This is a genomic window from Gimesia maris (assembly GCF_008298035.1).
In the GTDB taxonomy this organism is placed as follows: Bacteria; Planctomycetota; Planctomycetia; order Planctomycetales; family Planctomycetaceae; genus Gimesia; species Gimesia maris.
In genome coordinates this window covers 5085300-5105321 of sequence record NZ_CP042910.1, presented here as the reverse complement: position 1 = coordinate 5105321, position 20022 = coordinate 5085300, and the positions used below count along the sequence as shown (strand labels likewise).

18 protein-coding genes are annotated in these 20022 nt (G+C 49.0%); 8 read left to right on the top strand and 10 right to left on the bottom strand.

The annotated features are described in order from the left end of the window. Window positions 1-4: 4 nt before the first annotated feature. Together GmarT_RS18775 and GmarT_RS18770 are read right to left on the bottom strand one after the other, a co-directional pair. Window positions 5-499 carry a DUF2231 domain-containing protein gene (locus GmarT_RS18775; protein ID WP_002646301.1) on the bottom strand — a complete coding sequence of 165 codons (495 nt, stop codon included), beginning with the start codon at window positions 497-499 and terminating at the stop codon, window positions 5-7. Beyond that, entirely contained in the window at window positions 496-1485 is a 990-nt protein-coding gene (locus GmarT_RS18770) for a hypothetical protein (protein ID WP_044237711.1), read from the bottom strand. Before GmarT_RS18770 ends, GmarT_RS18775 begins: the two co-directional genes overlap by 4 nt. Before the next feature lie 154 nt (window positions 1486-1639). On the opposite strand from GmarT_RS18770, the gene GmarT_RS18765 reads away from it, so the two are divergent. The 7 genes from GmarT_RS18765 (at window position 1640) to GmarT_RS18735 (ending at window position 8434) form a co-directional block, all read left to right on the top strand. Beyond that, window positions 1640-3595 carry a hypothetical protein gene (locus GmarT_RS18765; protein WP_002646303.1) on the top strand — a complete coding sequence of 652 codons (1956 nt, stop codon included), beginning with the start codon at window positions 1640-1642 and terminating at the stop codon, window positions 3593-3595. Beyond that, window positions 3592-4263: an ABC transporter ATP-binding protein gene (locus GmarT_RS18760; protein ID WP_002646304.1), complete on the top strand. Its 672-nt coding sequence runs from the start codon at window positions 3592-3594 to the stop codon at window positions 4261-4263. Before GmarT_RS18765 ends, GmarT_RS18760 begins: the two co-directional genes overlap by 4 nt. Further along, window positions 4260-5438 carry an ABC transporter permease gene (locus GmarT_RS18755; protein WP_002646305.1) on the top strand — a complete coding sequence of 393 codons (1179 nt, stop codon included), beginning with the start codon at window positions 4260-4262 and terminating at the stop codon, window positions 5436-5438. Before GmarT_RS18760 ends, GmarT_RS18755 begins: the two co-directional genes overlap by 4 nt. An 8-nt stretch (window positions 5439-5446) precedes the next feature. Then, a complete protein-coding gene (locus GmarT_RS18750) occupies window positions 5447-6421 on the top strand; it encodes a metal ABC transporter substrate-binding protein (RefSeq protein ID WP_198139413.1) in 975 nt (324 codons plus the stop codon). Then, window positions 6399-6920 (top strand): GNAT family N-acetyltransferase, encoded by a 522-nt coding sequence (locus GmarT_RS18745; RefSeq protein WP_063825429.1) that lies wholly within the window; start codon window positions 6399-6401, stop codon window positions 6918-6920. The genes GmarT_RS18750 and GmarT_RS18745 overlap by 23 nt, the downstream gene beginning before the upstream one ends. A 261-nt stretch (window positions 6921-7181) precedes the next feature. Further along, on the top strand, window positions 7182-7421 hold the full coding sequence (locus GmarT_RS18740; protein WP_002646308.1) for a hypothetical protein: 240 nt from the start codon (window positions 7182-7184) through the stop codon (window positions 7419-7421). A gap of 161 nt (window positions 7422-7582) precedes the next feature. Then, window positions 7583-8434, top strand: coding sequence for a TatD family hydrolase (locus tag GmarT_RS18735; protein WP_002646309.1), 852 nt, complete (start codon window positions 7583-7585; stop codon window positions 8432-8434). Between the two features lie 74 nt (window positions 8435-8508). Here GmarT_RS18735 and mog read toward each other — a convergent pair whose 3' ends face one another. From mog to GmarT_RS18710, 5 genes are all read right to left on the bottom strand, one after another. Then, window positions 8509-9051 (bottom strand): molybdopterin adenylyltransferase, encoded by a 543-nt coding sequence (gene mog / locus GmarT_RS18730; protein WP_002646310.1) that lies wholly within the window; start codon window positions 9049-9051, stop codon window positions 8509-8511. A gap of 184 nt (window positions 9052-9235) precedes the next feature. After that, window positions 9236-10690 carry a proton-conducting transporter transmembrane domain-containing protein gene (locus tag GmarT_RS18725; RefSeq protein ID WP_002646311.1) on the bottom strand — a complete coding sequence of 485 codons (1455 nt, stop codon included), beginning with the start codon at window positions 10688-10690 and terminating at the stop codon, window positions 9236-9238. Then, window positions 10687-12078, bottom strand: a complete 1392-nt coding sequence (locus tag GmarT_RS18720; protein ID WP_002646312.1) for a proton-conducting transporter transmembrane domain-containing protein — start codon at window positions 12076-12078, stop codon at window positions 10687-10689. Before GmarT_RS18720 ends, GmarT_RS18725 begins: the two co-directional genes overlap by 4 nt. Window positions 12079-12126: 48 nt before the next feature. Next, on the bottom strand, window positions 12127-15252 hold the full coding sequence (locus GmarT_RS18715) for a DUF2309 domain-containing protein (protein WP_002646313.1): 3126 nt from the start codon (window positions 15250-15252) through the stop codon (window positions 12127-12129). A gap of 211 nt (window positions 15253-15463) precedes the next feature. Then, on the bottom strand, window positions 15464-15802 hold the full coding sequence (locus GmarT_RS18710) for a hypothetical protein (protein ID WP_002646314.1): 339 nt from the start codon (window positions 15800-15802) through the stop codon (window positions 15464-15466). A gap of 378 nt (window positions 15803-16180) precedes the next feature. On the opposite strand from GmarT_RS18710, the gene GmarT_RS18705 reads away from it, so the two are divergent. Further along, window positions 16181-16852, top strand: coding sequence for a carbonic anhydrase (locus GmarT_RS18705; protein WP_002646315.1), 672 nt, complete (start codon window positions 16181-16183; stop codon window positions 16850-16852). A gap of 144 nt (window positions 16853-16996) precedes the next feature. Here GmarT_RS18705 and GmarT_RS18700 read toward each other — a convergent pair whose 3' ends face one another. Genes GmarT_RS18700 through GmarT_RS18690 form a run of 3 tightly spaced genes read right to left on the bottom strand, consistent with a single transcriptional unit; the run spans window position 16997 to window position 20003 of the window. Then, entirely contained in the window at window positions 16997-18667 is a 1671-nt protein-coding gene (locus GmarT_RS18700; RefSeq protein WP_002646316.1) for a formylmethanofuran dehydrogenase subunit A, read from the bottom strand. Between the two features lie 58 nt (window positions 18668-18725). Next, window positions 18726-18980, bottom strand: a complete 255-nt coding sequence (locus GmarT_RS18695; RefSeq protein ID WP_002646317.1) for an FmdB family zinc ribbon protein — start codon at window positions 18978-18980, stop codon at window positions 18726-18728. Between the two features lie 39 nt (window positions 18981-19019). After that, window positions 19020-20003, bottom strand: a complete 984-nt coding sequence (locus GmarT_RS18690; protein WP_002646318.1) for an ABC transporter permease — start codon at window positions 20001-20003, stop codon at window positions 19020-19022. Window positions 20004-20022: the final 19 nt, after the last annotated feature.

Sequence of the window (20022 nt, the reverse complement as noted above, 5' to 3'; positions counted from 1 at the left end):
CTGCTCAGGGCTGATTCATCGGGGGCGTTGGATCAGAGATCGCAGCAGGTTCCGGTTTGGAAAAACCGATCTCCGGATGTCGAATCAGGCCGCCCCAGTGGGCGGCGGCACTCCAGAAAACAGCGATGGCAATCGTACCTGTCAGAATGATGGCACGCTGCCAGCGGGGAATCTTCTCTCCCTGAAATCCCTGAACCAGGGCATTTCCCACGACCATCGCCAGCACGACCATCGCTAACAGGCAGGAGCGTGCGAGCACCGCATGGAATTCCACCGTCTCGGTATTCAGTTTAACCTGCTGTTCCAGCAGTTCGTAAGCGAGGGGCCCGGAAAAGTAAGCCACTGTTGCGATCAGCAGGATCGTCAATAACAGCCAGCAACAGATCTTAAACAGACGCTCGTCGCGGAAGATCCAGGCCAGCAGGAACAGGATTGAAAGTCCCCAGCAACCGACGATGGGGACGTGTACCGTCATCAGATGGACCTGAGCGGCATTCATTTTCGACCTGTCTCGATGGCTTTACTTGGATCAACGCCTTTGTCGACCTGGCTGTAATCGAGTTCACTGCCTCCCATACTGTGAGGAATCAGATAGCAGACCGTCATCACGATCGTGGCTGTGAAAACCGCAATGCGTCCTGTCGTTGTGTTTTTCTTGCGTGGGTTGAGCCCGACGACGGAGCAGGCAAAGACCCAGGCCAGGAACATGAACAGCATTTTATTGTCGGTCCAGTCACCCCCCAGAGGAAAGCCGGTCCAATATTCTCCGAAGGCATATTTCTGTACCATTGGTCCCAGAATCATACCTCCGACAGTCATCCCGCACAGAGTCGCCCAGGCAAGCTGTTTCATATTATAGGGAGCGAAGAGTGCAGACAGGCCGGAACGCATTCCCAGGAGAATGGATATAATCATTAATGTGACATGAGGAATCAGAACGCCGTCTGGTACGGGATCCTTAAAGCGAATCAAAACAAATTGATCCGCCTGCTCGGGGAAACGGCGTGCCTGACCGGAGATTTCTGCTTCGATGTAATATTGCAGCTTACCTGCTGCAGGCTGTTTGGGAAGTGCCCCTTCAAACTGTGTTCCAGATTCCGAGGTCACTGTTTCCATGGTGACAGGAGTGAAGTCGTCGTCAGTCCGGTAGCGTTTATAGTAAAGGGTGGCGGTTGCCGTTTTGGCTTCTGCCTGGGGGATGGGGAGTTCAACAGTCGCATCGTCCGTTGATTCATGCGTCCGAATGAGTTTGGCGATGATATTTCCTGCTACCGGTACCTTCATGGGATAGGTGGGGCCGGTGGCACGCTGATAAATCATCGCGGAGGCTGCCAGAATCACAGCCAGGAACCAGAGGGCGGTTCGTTTCAGTAGCCGTTCTTTCACTGGAGGGGGGAGTTCGGCGGTAACTTCTTGTGGTTCATTGGCTTCGGGCTGATCTGATTTCTGGTTTTCTTCCATCGGAGTCCCCTTTTTCTCAAGCATCGTGAATTCTTTATTCGTAGTGTCTTATAAGCAGGCCACGATTGCAATTCTATACTGTGTCTCGGTAGGATCAAATAGTACAGAAATGTAACAAAACCTGCCTGACCAACACTCTCCTTATTGATTCACAATCATTCTGCTGCGAATTTCAATTATGACCATGCGAGATGCCAACACAGTCTGCGATCCTGAGAGGCTGCCTGGCTCGAAAAATCGGTTTCTATCCTGCTTGCTGTTCTGTCTGGCTCTGTTGATTTGTGGACTGCTTCCCGAGACGAGTCATGCGCATCCGATTTCCGACAGCCAGGAAAATGTGTATGTGACTCGAGATAAAGTTTTGATTTCGATGCAGATCTATGTGGAAGACCTGTATTTTTTCCAGAAACTGGAACCCGACGAAGAAAATATCGTTTCGCAGGCGAAAATTAAAAAAGCGATTGAACAGCACAAACAGTTCCTGCTGGACCGCCTGCTGGTGCGCGATATCAATGGAGAGAAACTGCAAGGCAAGGTGGTTTCCGTAGATGATTCTTCGGTGAAGTCTGAAGGGGTCGCCATGAGCGACCTGATGCAATTTACCCTGGTCTTTGAACTGGAATTTCCCTTGGAGAAACCACCCGAGTTTCTGACTTTCAGCCAGGAACTGGTTGATTCCAACGCTGGTTTTCCGGCGATGGTTCGATTCAATCTGAAGCAGGAAGGCTCTGAAACTCCCTATGCCGTCGCGATGAAGCCCCGCGATCCACAGACGATTCGCTTCAACTGGGATCATCCGCCGCTAGATCCTGATGCGTCGGAGTCAGACTGGCAGAAATGGCTCAAAGAACGTCGCGAGGAGACACTGGGGATTACCAGCTATGGAACCATCTATTCGTTTCTGTACATTGAAGACTTCGAAGTACGCCACGAAATTCTCATCCCCCTGGCAACGCTGGAATCATTTTTTACTCTGGATAAAAAAGATCCAGACTTTCTATCGGTTGCAGAGCAGGAAGCCTCTCGCGCGAAGATAGAGAAATTCTTTGCAAAAGCAAACCCGATTGAGATTGATGGGATTACGGTGAAACCAGTTGTTTCCCGGCTCGATTTTTATGGACTCGATTTCACTGATTTTGCCAAACGAGCCGAGAAAAAGCGCGTCAGTCTGGCGAATGCCCGCGTGGGGATCATTCTGACGTATAGCACCAAAGGAACTCCCGATACGGTGAAAGTCACCTGGGATATGTTTAACCGCAGTGTCTGGAGTGTGGAAGCCGTCTGCTTTGCCTTTGACGAATCTTACAGGCCGGTCTTTTCCAAGTTGGAACGGAACAGTGAATTCGAGTGGGAAAACCCGGGACGGAAAGTCAGTCTGGATGTGAATCCGGTGGCCGTTACTCTGCCTGCGCGTTCTCTATGGACAATCCCCGTGGTAAGTGGTTTCGGATTTCTGTTGTGTCTCATGATGAGCTTGAGTCTGATTCGTCGAGGAGACTCACACAAGCGGACACTGACTGCTGTGGCTGTGCTGTTTTTTATCAGTCTGCTCTGCCTGCCTCTGGCTCAGGTCAGTTTTGCCAGTCCGCTGCAACGCGTGCCTGAGGTCTCCACTGATAAAGCAAAAGCGGTCTTTAAAACCCTGCATAAGAACATTTACCGCTCGTTTGATTATCATAGTGACAGTGATGTATTTGACGCCCTGGCAAAAAGTGCCGAAGGTTCGTTTCTGGAGACACTTTACCGACAGATTAACCAGAGCCTGAAAATGCAGGAACAGGGGGGGGCGATCTCACGTGTGACTGACGTCAACTGGGAATCCATCGAACTTCTGCCTGTACGAGGGGAGAAAGTCAAAGGTTCTCAGGATGAACGCAGTTTCGCAGTGAAATCAACCTGGACCGTTGCAGGCACGGTCGAACACTGGGGACATATCCATACGCGTACCAACCAGTATGAAGCCCTCTTTTATCTGGAACCGGTGGAGGGGATCTGGAAACTGACCGGCATGGACCTGCTGGATGAGCAGCGATTGCCATTTAAGACCATGCTGCGAGAAGTCAAAGAGGAAACACCTGCAAATACCGAGGAGCCGACTCCCGAAAAACAGTCAGCTGATACGAGTTCGCCATGATCTGTCTGCAATCGATCCAGTTTCGGTACCCGCAATCTTCATTTCGGCTGAGTATTCCTCAACTGGAAATCAAGGAGACAGAAAAGGTCGCCGTCGTTGGCCCCAGTGGCTGCGGGAAAACCACGCTATTGAATCTGATTTCAGGTATCCTGGTTCCCGATCAGGGTACCCTGATTTCCTGTGACATCGACTTGAATACGCTCAATGACAGTCAGAGACGCGTTTATCGAATTTCGAAAATCGGCTTTGTTTTTCAGGAATTTGAGTTAATCGACTATCTGAATGTACGCGAAAATATTCTGCTTCCGTATTATATCAATCAGGCGTTGAAGCTGGATCAGAACGTGCAGGACCGTGTACAGGAATTAGCGGTTTCCATGCAGATCGATCAATATTTAAATGGTCGGATCGATCAGATCTCTCAAGGGGAACGTCAGCGAGTCGCCATCTGTCGGGCCCTGTTGCCTCAACCAGAAATCCTGTTAGCCGATGAGCCAACCGGGAATCTTGATCCCGCGAACAAACGTTTGATTCGTGATTTACTGCTGGAACATGCTGCGCAGACCAATGCGACCCTGATTATGGTGACGCACGATGATCGTCTGTTAGACCAGTTTGACCGTACGATAGACATCGAGCAGTTCCACGAGGTGATATCAGCGTCATGAGTGGAATTCTCCGACTGACAATCCGCTATCTGCTCTATAATAAATTGAAGACGATTACGCTGGTTCTATGCGTCTCGCTGGCCATTTTATTGCCTGTGCTGCTGCAGTTTGGAGTAACACAGTTCGAGCGGGATCTGATGGCCCGTGCCAACGCCACTCCACTGGTAGCCGGAATGAAGGGGAGTCGCTTTGACCTGGCATTACAGAGTATGTATTTCAGTCAGGCGGAGCTGGAATTAACTACTATGCAGGAAGTCGAAACCATACAGGAAACTGGCTACGCGCTACCCATTCCTCTAGCGGTACGTTTCACTGCTCAAGGCGCGCCGATTGTGGGAACCACCATGGATTATTTTGAATTCCGCAAACTCAGGATCGCAGACGGTACCAGTCTTCAACGTCTGGGTGACTGTGTCATTGGATCCAATGTTGCGAAGCGACTGCAGCTGAAGTCGGGTGATCGATTAATGTCCGATCCCTTGAATGTATTCGATCTATCAGGAAACTACCCTCTCAAGATGCAGGTCGTGGGAGTGTTGGACCAGGCATACTCTCCCGATGACGATGCTGTTTTTGTCGATCTGAAGACGGAATGGATTATCTCCGGTATCGGACATGGTCATCAGAGTATCAATGCAGAAACAGATCAAGATCTGGTATTAAATAAGCAGGGGCAAAGCATAATCGCAAACGCCGCAGTACCCCAGTTCAATGAAGTAACCGAAGACAATCTGGCGTCATTTCACTTTCATGGTGAGATCGAGTCGTTTCCTGTAACTTCGATGATCCTGATTCCGACTGATCCGAAATCGGAAGTGCTGCTGCTGGGGATGTATGATACAAAAGAGTCTGCCATTCAGTTGATTCGCCCCGTCGAGATCGTAAATGAATTACTGCAACTGGTATTTCGCGTCAAACAGCTGTTCGATGCGAATACACTACTGGTGTCGATTTCGGTAGGCTTACTGTTGGCACTGGTGTTTATTCTGTCTTTGAGATTACGCCAGCGCGAACGACGGACGATGTTTCAACTGGGCTGCAGTCGATTGACGATCTGGAAACTGCAACTGACAGAACTGTGTTTCATCCTGGCAGCCAGCCTGATGATCGTTTCGATCCTGACCGCTGTGCTGCGAGTGTATATTCATCAATTAATGCGAATGTGGTTTATTTAATGGTGTCGATGATGCAGCCTGTATTCAAAGTATTCAGTTTGTACTTATTGCTGATGATTTCTGCGTGTCAGTCAAAAACGGATGAGGTCCAGCAGCAGGCAGCAGAGGAGAGTCCCCGGCTTGTCGTCGTGGTCAATTATCCGCTGCAGTTTATTGTCGAGTCACTGGTCGGGCCGGAGTTTCAAATTATGAATCCGGTGCCCCCGAATGAGAATCCGGAAACCTGGCTGCCCGGCAATACGACGACCCAGACCATTCAGCAGGCGGACCTGATTGTTACCAATGGTGCCGACTTTGCGGACTGGGTTAAAAAACTCTCTCTGCCTCGCTCAAAGGTCTTACGAACTTCCCTGGTGATTAAAGATGCTTTGATTACCGTTCCCGATTTTGAAGTTCACAGCCATGGAGCAGGTGGGGCGCACTCGCATGCGGGGACGGTCGCTTTTTTCTGGCTCGATCCCCGGTTGATGGCAAGGCAGGCGGAAGCGATTGCAGAACGCTTGATCAAACTGGATCCCGGATCGGAAAAAACGATCAGAGTCAATTTGGAAAAACTGAATGATTCATTAAAACCGTTAAACCACCAGTTGGATCAGCTGCGGGAAGATTATCCGGGACTGAACTGGTATTCCCGTCGGCCCGTTTATCAGTATCTCGCCAAACGATGTGACTGGACAATGCATCATCTGCACTGGAAATCAAATGAAAAACCGAACCAGGAGGACTGGAAGCAGCTCAAGACTTTACAAAAGCAACAGAAAATATCTCTGATGCTGTGTGAATCGGAGCCAACAGAGGAACTGGTCCGTGAATTAGCAGAGCAGGGGATTACCGTATTCACACTGGATCCTCTGACAGTCGCACCTGCACAGGGGGATTATGTCAGTAACATGCAGCAGCAGTTAACCCATCTGCAAATGTTTCTGAAACAGCAGCAAAAAAATCCACTCCAGAAAACCAATGATGATGCAGATTCGCTTTGAAAATTCATCGGACCAAACTGAAATCAGAACAATCAATGAAGCAGCCTTTGGTCAACCTGCGGAAGCAGACCTGGTGGACCGCTTGAGAGCGGGCTGTCCGGAACAACTTTCCCTGGTTGCGATCCGAGAGGATCAGCAACTGATTGGTCACATTCTGTTTACGCCGGCTGTGATCGACTATACGGACGGTTCCCATATCAAAGGTTGGGGGCTGGCCCCACTGGCCGTTTTGCCTGAATTTCAAAAGCAGAGAGTCGGGTCTCAATTAGTGCAGGCAGGACTGCAGGAGCTTGAGAATCGGAATCAGCCGTTTGTGATCGTACTGGGGCATCCGGAATATTACCTCCATTTTGGTTTTGAACCCGCATGGCAGTACGGACTTACATGTGACTTTACGGGTGAAAACCGGGATGCTTTCATGATCCATTTTCCGGGAAATGATTGTTTTCAGAAGAAACCGGGAAGAGCCCTGTATCATCCGGTTTTTTACTTGCCTTAATTACTACGACTGATGCATTTATACTGAAATTATGTTTCCACTTTCGGGGAAACTGAGTTGAACTCAGTTGAGAGAGTAGGAAGTACCGATGTAAGGTATATAATAAGGAGTGATTCATTGAATCCGGGAGCGGGTTCTTTGACGCGTTTTCGAGTCCGCTTCTCCTGTTGTATTTGTATACAGGTTGAAGCTGAAGATTCGTTGAAAACGCTCGTGTATCATCAAGGAGCTTCACCAGACGTAAAAATCCGAAAGGTTTAAATGATGCAAACAGCTTTACAGGTTTTGGATCGAGAATATCTCGAAGCCCGTTGTGCCCTGGTAGAACTTGCTGCGACTCTGGATCGCATTGACCGGGCTCACGATCATGAAGAAGGGGCGGGACGCTTGCAGGATTCCCGACTGGAACTCCTGAGTGAGGCAATCGCTCTTTTGCAAGAGGAGAGTCATCTGCCCAATCGATCAGAGCGGATGCTGTTGCTCTTCTCAGATCTCGATTAGTATTTTATCAGGCCTGGAAGGGCACGTTGGCCGAAATGGTCCGCACGCTGGATGGCGTGCTCGCCTGAAATGGGCCACCTGTTAAAACAGGATTGATGGACCCCAAGTCGAACCGAATTCCTCCCTCCCCGCTTTAATCAGATTTTATCAGTGAGACGATTATGCAAATCATTCAACCTCATTATCACGCGATCGCCCGTACAGCCCAGGACTACGAACGCATGGCCATGTCCGGCGTAGTTGCCGTTGCGGAACCTGCATTCTGGGCCGGCTTTGACCGTCTGTATCCGGAAACGTTTATTGATTATTTTCACCAGATCAGTGAATTCGAACCAACGCGTGCCGCCGAGTATGGCATCAAGCATTACTGCTGGGTTGCCGTGAACCCCAAAGAAGCAGAGAACCCGGAACTCAGCCGCGAAGTGCTCAAGCACATGCCCGAGTTTTATAAGAAACCGACTGTACTGGGTGTAGGCGAAATCGGTTTTCACAAAACCACTAAGAACGAAGAAGAGATTTTCGAAGCACAGGTCGAACAGGCCATCAAATATGATCAGTTGATTCTGATTCATACACCTCACCTGCAGGATAAAGTGCGTGGCACTAAGCGGACACTGGAAGTGCTGTCCCACATGAATGTGAATCCGGAACGGGTCTGGATTGACCATGTCGAAGAGCATACGATCCGTGAGCCTCTGGAAGCTGGCTACTGGGTAGGATTTACATTGTATCCCATTACCAAGTGTACTCCCAAACGAGCCGTTGACATGCTGGAAATGTATGGGCACGAGCGGATCCTGGTGAATTCCTCAGCCGACTGGGGACCCAGCGATCCTTTCACACTCCAGGAGTGTGTCGTGCAGTATCGAGCTCGCGGGTATTCCGTTCAGGATGCCATCGAAGTCTTCCACAACAACCCGGCTCGATTCCTGGGTCAGAATCCCAAGTTTGATATCAAGCCCGTTCGACTGGAAACGATTGAAGAGAACAGTGAAAATTTAGTTCAGAACTGACACTGATAGTCATATCTGAAATTGAAAAAGCAGGAGCAGCGATTCGTTCGATTGCTCCTGCTTTTTTATTGCGCCTATTTCTTTTTAGGGCGAAACGCTTTCAGGCGTGCTTCATCTGTTTCCAGAAAGGGACCTTCTAACAGATCAATACAGTAGGGCACAGCGGGGAATACAGCGTCCAGACATTCCTGAATCGCCTTGGGTTGACCTGGTAAGTTGATGATCAGAGTTCCTCCCCGGATGACGGCCGTCTGTCGGGACAGGATCGCGGTCGGTACTTTTTCCAGGGAGACTTTTCGCATCAACTCTCCAAAGCCTGGCATCTCTTTTTCAGAAACAGCCAGTGTTGCTTCGGGAGTGATATCCCGCTTTGCCGGGCCGGTCCCACCCGTGGTGACTACCAGGCAGCACTGTTCCTGATCGCAGAGTTCTTTCAGAGTCTTTGTAATCGTCTGCAGTTCATCGGGAATGACGCGTGCGAGAGGCAGCCAGTCACTTGTCAGAACTTCCGTAAGATAGTCCTGGATCGCAGGGCCGCCGCGGTCTTCATATTCGCCACGACTGGCGCGGTCGGAAACGGTTACAATTCCAATGCGGGCAATATTTGAATGTGGCACTGTAAGTCTTTCTGCTATCAATAAAAAGAGTCTTCCAGCACAACACTTTATAACCCGTTAGTCAGAATCGCAAGCGAGCAAATACAGTAAGGTAACACGTACTGCCGTACCTGTAAAACACTGGTTCAGCTTAAGGGGAGTTTGGATTAGAATTTCATCATCTTAAATCTTGGCGTAAACCAGTTCAGGGTTGTTCTGATTCCGGTAAATCGATTTCGCTGATCTTTGAATCAATCTCTGATTTACGGAAAATGGTTTCTCGCAGATGAATCAGTTCTATGGCGGCATGATTTCTGGAAGTGACTCCCGGTTGTGGATACAGTCCTCCACCCAGGATCAGGGCTACCAGAATTAAAATCGCCACATGTTCTGAAGGTCGTGCACGGAGCGAAATGGAAGAGGTGTGCCGTCCTCCGGTAAAGACGCGAAAATAGGCCTGCAAAATAGCAATACTGTTTAACGCGGCAGCAATCACAACAGCCGTTCCAACGAGGGGGTAAACTTCAATAGCTCCCTCAATAAGTAGTTCGGTTCCGATGAATCCCACCGTTCCGGGAAAGCCAATTGATGCCAGGCCGGTTACCAGAAACAAAGCTGCCAATGTGGGAGTGTGGTCATAAAGTCCGTGGTATTCTACGAGAGAAATTCGCCCGATTCTGGCTTCGATGGAACGGAATGTCAAAGCAAATCCTGCCAGCGAGATTCCGACGGAAATCCAGACACAGAGTCCTCCCGTTAACCCCAGGGGGGTCGCCATTTCTAACCCGACCAGCACAAGTGACGAGTGACTTAAAAACAGATAACAGAAGAATCGTCGCGCTTCCCGTTGCACCAGAGTCATACAGGCGGCATAAACGGCGGTTGTCAATGAAACCAGGGCGATGCCCTGTAATGCCCAATCTGGGGCAATCGGAAAAACCAGTCTCACTACCGCATAGGCTCCAGTCATCGGAGCGACAAACAGTAATGCAGTACCGAAGGTTGTTTTCTCAAAGAGATCCGTCATCCAGCAGTGTAATGGAATGATGCCACTGCGTAGCAGAGCGGCAGTCGTCAGAAAAGCCCCTGCAATCAGCGAGATCGAATCACCGGCCTCACTGAAGCTGGAAAGGACTCCTCCGACAACTAATAAAGCGATAAAGAGACCCATATGCAGAACATACACGCGGGTCGATCGTTTATGGGCTTTGATTTCCAGGTAAGGTAGTATCGTAGCTACAGAGAGTAGCAGGATAATCCCCCATAATTCCCGGCTGCTCAACGTAGCTAACAGAATAGATTCTGACAGCAGTGTACTGCTGAATGAAAAACGGTGCCCCTTGGTTTTTAACGTTGAAAGAACGGTAAGCAGATACAGCAGAGCTGCCAGGGGAAGCAAAGGCGCACTGAGTTCGTCCACGATAAAGAAGTTTTTATTAAAGAGCAGTTTAAAGATATTCAAATGGTCTCGTGCTTCAAAAGCATGCAGGCTTTCGAAGTCAATCCATTCACAGACAGATGTGAGAAAAACCAGACCGCAGATCAGGAGGCAACTCCTGTAGGCCTTGTCTCGATCATGTATCATTCTGACCCAAAGTGCGCCAAGCAGTGTGATCAGGATCGATAGTTCCATCCAGGGAAGATGGAGTTCGGGTATCATAAGTATTCCTCCAGAGATTCCGCATGCGGCTTAATCAGATCTGACTCTCTGGATTCTCCCCCCGAGAGAAAGTTGGTCCACCGACGTTCCAGACGATCACACAGGCGGAACAGGGCCATGAAAGGACGCACAATTAAGAGATTGATAAGTATATCCAGGTAGCCGCGTTCGAGTTCAAATCGGTAAAGCATGATCCGGTAGCGTTTCGGTATAAATCGAACCCACAAGGGTTTCTTTTGGGAAAGATGAGAGCCAATGGCATTTTCCAATGTGTGATAATCTTGTAATAACGAAGGCGCTCGCAGAAGTTGCAAGGTTCGCAGACAGGCATGGCCGATGATATGAATCAGTGCGATATATCGTAATCCGCATCCAATCTCGACAACGATAATGCCAACCTGGGTGAGAGAAGCAAATGCAAGCGCACTTTTGATATCAGTCTGGACGCGGGCAACAAGTGAGCCGTAGAGGGCCGAGATCAGACCGAGAAAAATCACCGCCAGTCGTAATGTCAGCGAAAGCTCGAGGATGGGACTGACACGTAACAGCAGGTAGGCGCCAAGATGGACAGAAAGCGATCCATAAAAGATGGCGCTGGAAGGTGTTGGTCCTTCCATAGCGCGAGGAAGCCAACCGGAAAATGGGACCAGGGCTGATTTCCCGGCTGCGGCAATGAGTAATAGTAGCCCGACAAACAAAGCGTGTTGTTCGGAAATGGTGGCTTGTCCATCCGGCCACGATCCCGTTCCCATCAAGCCGTCAAAGTCTCCTGCTCCGGTTAAATGATGTAACATCAAGGCTGCAATTAAAAACGCAGCATCGGCAATTCGGTAAATTGACCAGACACGCATTCCATTGCGAACAGGATTGAGCCTTTCGTGAAAAAAGGCAACCAGTAATGCCGAGGATAAACCAACAAGTTCCCAACCGAAAAAGAGTGTTTCTATGGTTCCCGCCAGTGAAGAAACAATCATGCCGAGCAGGAAGATGGCATAAGAGACGAAAAAACGGTTATAACCGGGTTCTCGATGCAGGTAGCGGCTGGCGAATGCACCAATTGTTCCACACAGAACAAATGACAGGATACAAAATGGAATCGACAATCGATCGAAAATAAATTTCAGATGAAAGTGAAAGTGCTGTTCGGGGATTACAACCCAGTTGCCAAGTTCTATGGGGACATACCGGATATCGAGCGAAAGCATTAGCCCGAGAATTGCAACTGATGCAAACAGTCCGACCATAACCATGGTTTGCGTTGCCTGTGCCATCAGGCGTTCCCCGATCGGCCGATTTATCAATGAGGTCACACCGAACAAAGCCAGGAGCAAAGCAGGGCTCACCACCACGCACACACCAAGAAAATGAAATACAGTATCAGTGTTCATTGTAATTCAGTCATTTTATTCAGAATAAGAAGAAGCAACTATCTCAGATTATGAAGAAAGATCATGATCTCGAATGGATGCGAATCCGAGATGATCGCGCCACCCTCGGTACCAGTCAATTGATGAACCGGTAACAGGGAGTTCATTCGTTTCCGGTTCGTACATTTCAAAATCACCGTTACGGAAAATATGAATCTGGGAAGTTTCAGCATTCAGCACGGCAAGTTGTATCCAGTTACCATTCACAAGTCTGGCAATCGAAATGTTGTTTGCGATAATTCGCCTCATGGTCTCTGGTGTTGTTTCAATTACAAAAAGCAAGCGAACTGGTTCATGGATTTCAACCATTTGCCAAGGCAGCCCGGGACGCAGATCACTGGCGGCGCCATCCATCACACCCAATAGTGATGTGATGTTGTGAGCCAGTTTTGTCCCGCAACCGTAGCCTGCCGAATCTACGTAGGAGAAGTAGTATTCAAGGTTAATTCCGGCACAGACCGGGATGACAGCCTGCAGCAATCGTTCTAGAATCGAGCTGTCTGCGTCATCCTGTGTCGGGTCATAGGATGTCAAAAATGCTCGCCGATCGAGAAACATCCCGCGACTCCACTCTCTGCGGCCGACAAAGCACAGAGAATTCGTGGCATGACCACACTCTGGTCGCGACTGTGAGAGATCTTCTGCGCGACCTTCGACATGCCGCAAGGCATCGTTCACAGAGAGTAACAGTTCCGCTGATTCAAATCGTCGGCAGCGTTCATGAGCACTGCGAGCGCGGGCTTCGTTGAGATCCTTCTCCGCTTTTTCAAACAATTCACGTTGTGAAATAGGGAGCCGATCCAGATCGTACCAGGTGATGCTGTCATCGCAGGTATTATGATAACATCCTGCAAAGACGGTTTTATCTGGGATAAACAGGTTACGTTCCGAAAGAATGCGTCGAACGCGATGGTCATTCGCCATTTGAGCAAAAGCTCGCGCATTCGGGCCACCACGACCTCCACCGCAGGCTCCACAATCATAAGCGGCTTTATGCGGGTTGTTGAGGCTGGCGGAGCCGTGCCCGCAAATAATCACCAACGGTGAAAACAACTCTGGTTTCGCGAGCCCCAACGCTCTCAGGCCACCTTCAACAATATTAGCCATTTCGTCAACAGAATAACCCAGTTGACCATTACTGGGCCCGGGCTGGTCGTCCATGCGTTCCAGTCGCAATTGCGTGATCGGAGGTTGAACAATACGATTAAACATACGACGGATTTGTGCTGTTGTACGTGGGAAAAGAATTCTGGCAACAAGCGGAAAGGCTGCCAGTGAACCGAGCAGCCCTGTCAATAAGCCTCCGATGAAGGTCCGGGTTCCGATGTGCGCTTGATGTGTTGCCCGTCCAAGCCGTCGTCGCGTTTCAGCTCGTCGTCGGCTGGCTTGCGTAAGGGAATAAAGCGTCTCTTCCTGGACATAGTGGGCGGGTTTGATATTCACGGGACAGAGCGGGCTGAAGTGTGCGTCGGCCGCACCACGGTAATACATGGCGACGCCGAAGAAACCTGCGATACCGAAGGTTTGACATTCAGGAGCAATTTCTTCCAGATGCCGCCGGAAGGATTCTTCGCGATCGTCAAGGCAGCAGGCAACCTGATATGCTGGATGTTGTGAAGTTTCGGACTTAGACTGATCCCGTTGTGTGCGTTGCCGGGCGGAATGAATCGCGACTGCATCGAGAGTTTCATTGCGATATTTTCGCTCGAATGCCAGATGATAAATCCGTCGGCGTTCGAGGCTGGAAAATAATTCAAACTCCTGGACGAGGGTCTCCCATTGTTCACTGGAAAGATGGAGAAGATCCTCAGGACTCCAGCCGCGTACCTGGGCGAGCTGGAAGATCGTAAATGCCCGCTGACTGGTTTTGTTCTGCGGATGTTTGTCCGTTTGCTGAAGCAGCTCATTTCGAATGGAATCTAATTGTCCCTCAAAGCCAAACGTATTCTGCATCACAAATTTGGCTGCCAGTCGATCAAGAATCAGACGCACCGCCAGAAATTCAATCAGGCTATCTGGCGGGGCTGTGTGGGGCATCCATTCGGCATTGGTTTCCATTTGCCACACCATGCCAGCCCAGCCACGCAGGGCAAGGAGCGTCTGGGAAATAAATTCGTCACACTCGTCATCGGCGACTCCCAGTAAAGTAAGCGACTCTGAAATCGATTCCAACGGGCCAATACCTGAAGACTGCAATCTTTGAAGTTCACGTCTCAAACCGGAAAGTTCACTAGCGGGGCCGATCGCGGATTCTGAATACAGTTGCAGAAATGAATGATAGAATCCCAACTCGCGTCCGGGTAAAGGCCAGGTGCCGAAACCCTGGTCAAGAAAGGCTGCACAAAAACGGATCAGCACATCGTGAACAATAAGATCGGTATCCTTACCAGTCGATGTCAGTAATAGATCACGATGTCTGGGGCGCTTCTGCGAAAAATTTGACTTTAATTTTGTGCTTTGTACTCTGTTGTAGCAGACGCGCCACAGGAAATGTAACACAAATGATTCCCACTTGTGATCATTCCATTTTTCTATCGATTCTTTCCCAAACTGAGAGAAGAGAGTTTCCAGGATGTGTTTTACCGACTGCTCACCTCTGTTGTCTCCATTCAGATAGTCACGCATGATCCAGTGACGCGTCATTGTGGTTGTTTTTTCGCGAATTGCCGGTTCGACTTCTTGACGAAAATGCCGCAAAGCATCAGTTTCTGCAATAAACCAGCGTAATTCAGAAACTGGTCCAGAATGCAGGGGGAACTGCAGCATTGCTAATCGGAGAGCGTATCGTGTTCCGAAATTTCCAATCAGGATTTCAGCGTTTTCGCCAAGATCAGACAATAATACTGCTTCGATATCACTGACACGAATCTGATCGTTCTCAAACTTTTTTCGGTAATGATCTTCCGATAAAAACGGATGGCATCCAAATGTTCGTCCTGCTTCGACGACCCCTTCTTCAAAGGACAGATCCTCGAATGCATGCAGAGTATTATGATGCACGAAAACGGTGATGGGACCTTGAGCTGGCAAGAGATGAGCAGCATGTTCGATTGCATGACGAAGTTCGGCGAACTGTTCAGAGTGATTCGATTTTGAATTTTGATCGTCGGTGTGAATATTTGCAAATTTGTTCATTGTTCTTCACAGAATAATAGATCCAGATGTCCGAATATATCCGCGTATGGAATCCAGTTGATTTGCGTACAACATGGAGCAGGGAAGAAGCAAATTCCTGGTATCATTTCACTGCATGAAATGACCTGAGAAGCTTCAACAGTAGCAGATGCAAGCGATAAGATTGATGCATCCAGACATAGCATAATCGTGATAGAAAGCGGCCTTGGGGTCAGCAGAGAGAACGTGGAGGCGCGCGAGAGCAATTCGGACTATCATTGACCAGCGGGAGGAAGAGGCATGCCTCTTGTAGTGAGCAGACACTCGATTTATCTAGCAGGAAATCGACCGTAACAGTGGCGAATAGAGAGAGTGTTGGCTCCCGTTTTTTTAGCTCTTCTTTAGGTTTATTCTTTTCAAATTTGCCAAAAGACTGGTTGACGGAGATTTCTTGTCCATCTTCTTCTGAAGCCAGGGACAGCGCAGTGCCAAAAAAGACCCCCCAGAAGAGAACGAATAAAACAAAGAATTTCATCAACTGTTCCAGCAACATTGATTGTCTCAGCAGCATTGATTGTTTCAGCAGTATTAGGTAGCTGGCTAAATGTACACGTTGGTTCGTTGCGGTTAATGCTGGTGAATAAGAATTATCAACGATCTAAACGATAGCATAATGATTTTAAGGAGCAACGGCAAGTTCGCATGCAGGATCGCCACCGATTGTTGTAACGAACGATTGTCTCGGCGCGCTTCCGGGTATTTTCCTCTCCACAGCCAGGCTTTAAATATTTCAAGAGAGCTGCAAATTTAACTTATTTTGAGAGCTGAACTGACTAGAATGAAGCGTGGTAAAATGTTAAATCACTCAATGGAAGTGTAGAATTATCCTAACCAGATGTTTACTGTACATTAAGTGCAATGATCCTATGAAGTAAGCAGGAGAATCAATATGCAAAAGCTCGTTGACGGAATTCACGAGTTTCAACGGAACTACTTTAGCCAGGAACAGAAGTTGTTCGAAACTCTGGTTGATGGCCAAAATCCGCTTGCGCTGTTCATCACCTGTTCGGATTCAAGAATCAATCCGAACCATTTAACTCAGACTAAACCGGGTGAGCTATTTATCCAGCGGACTGCGGGAAACATTGTTCCTCCTTACGGCGCTGTGTTTGGCGGAGAAGCCGCAACAATTGAATATGCCGTGAGTGCGTTGAAGGTCAAAGATATCATTGTTTGCGGCCATTCTCATTGCGGTGCAATGGGGGGGCTGCTTGATCCGGCGTTGCTCGAAAAGATGCCCGCTGTTAAATCTTATTTACAACACGCTGAATCAACACGTAGAATTGTCGATGAGAATTACTCACACCTGACAGATCCTCAAAAGCGTCTCGTTCTGACTGTGCAGGAAAATGTGCTCGTTCAAATCGAAAATTTGAAAACACATCCGTCGGTTGCGGCGGCGGTGAGTCGTGGAGAGTTAAAGTTACATGGCTGGGTTTACAAATTTGAAACTGGTGAGGTTTATAATTATAACCCGGACGAAGGACAGTTTCTTCCCATCCAGGATGAAGAAGTCGTTTTGTCACAACCAGAAGTAAATCGAACATTACCTCCAATTTAAAGCTTATAAGTCAGCACACTCATTTAGAATATTTTTTAGCAGGTCAGTTAATTGAGTTTTTAACTTACTTAACTGACCATGCTTTTAAATATTCACCCCACTACGTCACTCTCATGACTGATAGAAGTCTGCACTATCTGTGGTTTAGCGTAAGTCCAATTGGCAGGTGATTTCTTCTGCCTGGGGAACTTCCTGACTGTCGATCTGGTAGTTCCGGAAGCGAATCGAATAGTTGTCGTTAAACCAGCTTTCGATGTGTGGCAGAAATTCCTGATCAAAGTCGGGCGATGTGTAATAGGTTTTTCCAAACGCATGCGCCTGGATTTCTCCATCAGCGACAACCTGCTGACCATCTTTATAAACCCAGCGAGGGCGTTCGAACATTTCCTGTCGATTCTGCTGTGGTGCATAGATGGTGATGTCTGCATGGGCACCGACACCCAGGTGACCTTTATCTTTCATACCCAGCACCCGCGCTGGAGCAGCCCGGGTAATGATGGCAATTTCGTAGAGTGAATATTCCCGTTCCAGATCAGCCAGCACGCTGCGTTCACGAATTGCTTCGGGCATGCGGGAGAGAAATTCCAGGCGGAAGCTGCGATCCATCAACAGGTAGATGATCTCCGGATAATGATAAAAGGCCCCGCCATTCGGATGATCGCTGGTCATGATGACCCGCCAGGGATCTTCCATCAGCAGGTACCATTCCAGTGCAATCGCCCATTGCACCGCATTGATGAGACTTTTCTGCGGGCGGTATTCGATGGGAATCACACCACAGCTACTCTCCAGTTCACAGTCTGCCGTGTACCATTTATTCCGATTAATGTTATGCAGGAACTGGCTGAAAGGCGTATCACCGGTCATGGAGAGCGTAGTGCCGGGATTGATGTGTCCCACGTCAACCGTGATGTTTTCATGCGTATTGACATAATCCACCAGTTTTTGTGTCGCGGAAGAAAAGCTGGCAGGATCGTTGGGATCGCCGTCATAGGAATGAAACTGGACGTGTGCCAGATGCCCGCGATGGCCTTCCAGAGACTCCATTGTATTGAGCGTCGTTTCCCAGTTTCCGGGAATTCCCAGGTTATTGCAGTGGATGTGCACCGAGTGTGGCAGCTGCAGTCGGTCTGCAGTTCCTGCCAGTCCGCGTACGATCTGACGAGGCGTGACACCGAAATTCTGCACGGGGGAATCCAGTTCCTTGATTGTCTTGCGGCTGATCTGCTTCCAGTCTTCGACACCACCTGGATTGACAATCTTGATGGTATAACCTTTAGCCGATTCCAATAGCCAGGCGCAATATGCATCAAGGGCATTCTGATCCTGGTTCCGCAGATGCTTCATCACGAAGTGATTGTTGCCGAACAGCAGGTAGAAGCCTTTGTCCAGGATTGGCGTGTCCTGCAGTTCTTCGTGAGCATGGCGGGCATGCAGCCCTGGAATGGCGGCGTCCATCGCAGTCGTGTAACCAATACTGGCGAACAGATAGCCGGTGGCGAAGGTACTGGGAACCACGCCGCCTGTTCCCGAACGGGTGTGTTCACCGCGATAAATGGGGGGAGCCGTGCGTTTCAGATCCGGAGTCATTTTACGACCCGCGTTGACTTTGGGACCGGCAATATGACAGTGCATATCGATCCCGCCCGGCATCACGACGTATCCGGTAGCATCCAGAGTTTTTCCTGTGAACGAATCTGCGTTGGGGGGACGGTCAATGATCTTGCCGTCCTGAATCCACAGGTCACGGACTTCGCCGTTGACTCCATTCGCTGGATCGTAAATCGTTCCATTTTTAATCCGAGACAGAGACACAGAAGACTTTCAATGTAGCAGAGGATTCAATCAAGGAGCGCGTTCACCGGTTGGTAAATCAGTGGCGGCAGCAGTTGGAGCGACCACAGCCGGGATCAGCCATGGGGAGTTGGGATTTCTTATTAGAACTTTCCCCTTTGAATAACAGTCCGCCTGAAATCAGGCGTTCCACAGGAGCCGACTCACAAGTCCCGTTTAAAGGGAGGTTTGCTTTTTGACAAACGTCCCCCCAGGTCTGAAGCGATTCTGACATCCGATGGCTGACTTCTACCGTTTTACCGTTTACTTCACAGAAATATTCATAAGTTATCATGGTCAGGAATCCATAAATGATCTGATTGATTTATCCAATTTACAAACCGGACTGCTCGCTGGACCTGCGAAATTGTGCATATCGTTTTACCAGCTCATCGGTAATCACGCCGACTAAAATCACTGCGCCAATGATAGCAAATTCGAGTTGGGAAGGAATCCCCAGCATGGTAATTGAATTTCGAAGAACCCGCATCAGCGCCGCCCCGATTACTACACCCAGAATACTGCCTTCTCCCCCTCGGATACTGCAGCCTCCCAGTACGGCAGCCGCGATTGCATATAATTCATAAAAATTTCCAATCCCTTCGGGCTGAACGGAATTGATGTCTAATGCAAACAAAACTCCGCCTAAACCGGCCAGAAACGAGCAGATCACATAAGCCATGATGACCGTCAGGTCGGTATTGATTCCTGAATAGCGGGCTGCTGCTTCGTTATTTCCAATGGCTTTAAGATACCGCCCAAAGATGGTTTTATTCAGAAGAAAGGCGGCGATCAAAGCTACGCCGATCATGATCAGAAACGGAACGGGCAGTCTGAATCCTTCCAGAAACGGAATGTTGATTTTACCCGTCGCCAGGTAGCGCAGGCTGTCATGCGTTGCCCCGAAGCCCTGGGTCTGGTCTTCCGTAATTCCCCGGGCGATCCCACGGTAGATCAGAAGGCCACATAAGGTGACAATAAAAGGTTGCAGTTTCAATTTCGTAATCAGTAAGCCATGGGACAATCCGATTACAATAGAGAGTACCGCCGAAAATAATAAAGCCAGTGGGACAGGTACACTCATTTCCATGATCAGATAAGGGAGCAGGCTGCCAACCAGGCAGATCACAGAGCCGATCGACAGGTCGATTCCACCGGAAATAATGACAAACGCTACACCGATACTGATAATTCCAAACAGGGAAGTAAGCCGAATGACATTCTGCATGTTGTAGGCGGAGAAAAAATGCTCATTCGAGGCAGCCGTCACGATGCACACGAAAATCAATAAGATTAATATGCCCAGAATTTTCTTCATGATTCGATTTCTTTAGCGC

Excerpts from the sequence above, each read along its gene's own strand:
- GmarT_RS18735 (WP_002646309.1), top strand. The coding sequence starts at position 7,583 with ATGCAAATCATTCAACCTCATTATCACGCGATCGCCCGTACAGCCCAG.
- GmarT_RS18725 (WP_002646311.1), bottom strand. The coding sequence starts at position 10,690 with ATGATACCCGAACTCCATCTTCCCTGGATGGAACTATCGATCCTGATC.
- GmarT_RS18770 (WP_044237711.1), bottom strand. The coding sequence starts at position 1,485 with ATGCTTGAGAAAAAGGGGACTCCGATGGAAGAAAACCAGAAATCAGAT.
- GmarT_RS18720 (WP_002646312.1), bottom strand. The coding sequence starts at position 12,078 with ATGAACACTGATACTGTATTTCATTTTCTTGGTGTGTGCGTGGTGGTG.
- GmarT_RS18745 (WP_063825429.1), top strand. The coding sequence starts at position 6,399 with ATGATGATGCAGATTCGCTTTGAAAATTCATCGGACCAAACTGAAATC.
- GmarT_RS18740 (WP_002646308.1), top strand. The coding sequence starts at position 7,182 with ATGATGCAAACAGCTTTACAGGTTTTGGATCGAGAATATCTCGAAGCC.
- GmarT_RS18695 (WP_002646317.1), bottom strand. The coding sequence starts at position 18,980 with ATGATAACTTATGAATATTTCTGTGAAGTAAACGGTAAAACGGTAGAA.
- GmarT_RS18715 (WP_002646313.1), bottom strand. The coding sequence starts at position 15,252 with ATGAACAAATTTGCAAATATTCACACCGACGATCAAAATTCAAAATCG.
- GmarT_RS18755 (WP_002646305.1), top strand. The coding sequence starts at position 4,260 with ATGAGTGGAATTCTCCGACTGACAATCCGCTATCTGCTCTATAATAAA.
- GmarT_RS18690 (WP_002646318.1), bottom strand. The coding sequence starts at position 20,003 with ATGAAGAAAATTCTGGGCATATTAATCTTATTGATTTTCGTGTGCATC.
- GmarT_RS18705 (WP_002646315.1), top strand. The coding sequence starts at position 16,181 with ATGCAAAAGCTCGTTGACGGAATTCACGAGTTTCAACGGAACTACTTT.
- GmarT_RS18750 (WP_198139413.1), top strand. The coding sequence starts at position 5,447 with ATGATGCAGCCTGTATTCAAAGTATTCAGTTTGTACTTATTGCTGATG.
- GmarT_RS18760 (WP_002646304.1), top strand. The coding sequence starts at position 3,592 with ATGATCTGTCTGCAATCGATCCAGTTTCGGTACCCGCAATCTTCATTT.
- GmarT_RS18775 (WP_002646301.1), bottom strand. The coding sequence starts at position 499 with ATGAATGCCGCTCAGGTCCATCTGATGACGGTACACGTCCCCATCGTC.
- GmarT_RS18765 (WP_002646303.1), top strand. The coding sequence starts at position 1,640 with ATGACCATGCGAGATGCCAACACAGTCTGCGATCCTGAGAGGCTGCCT.
- GmarT_RS18710 (WP_002646314.1), bottom strand. The coding sequence starts at position 15,802 with ATGCTGCTGAGACAATCAATGTTGCTGGAACAGTTGATGAAATTCTTT.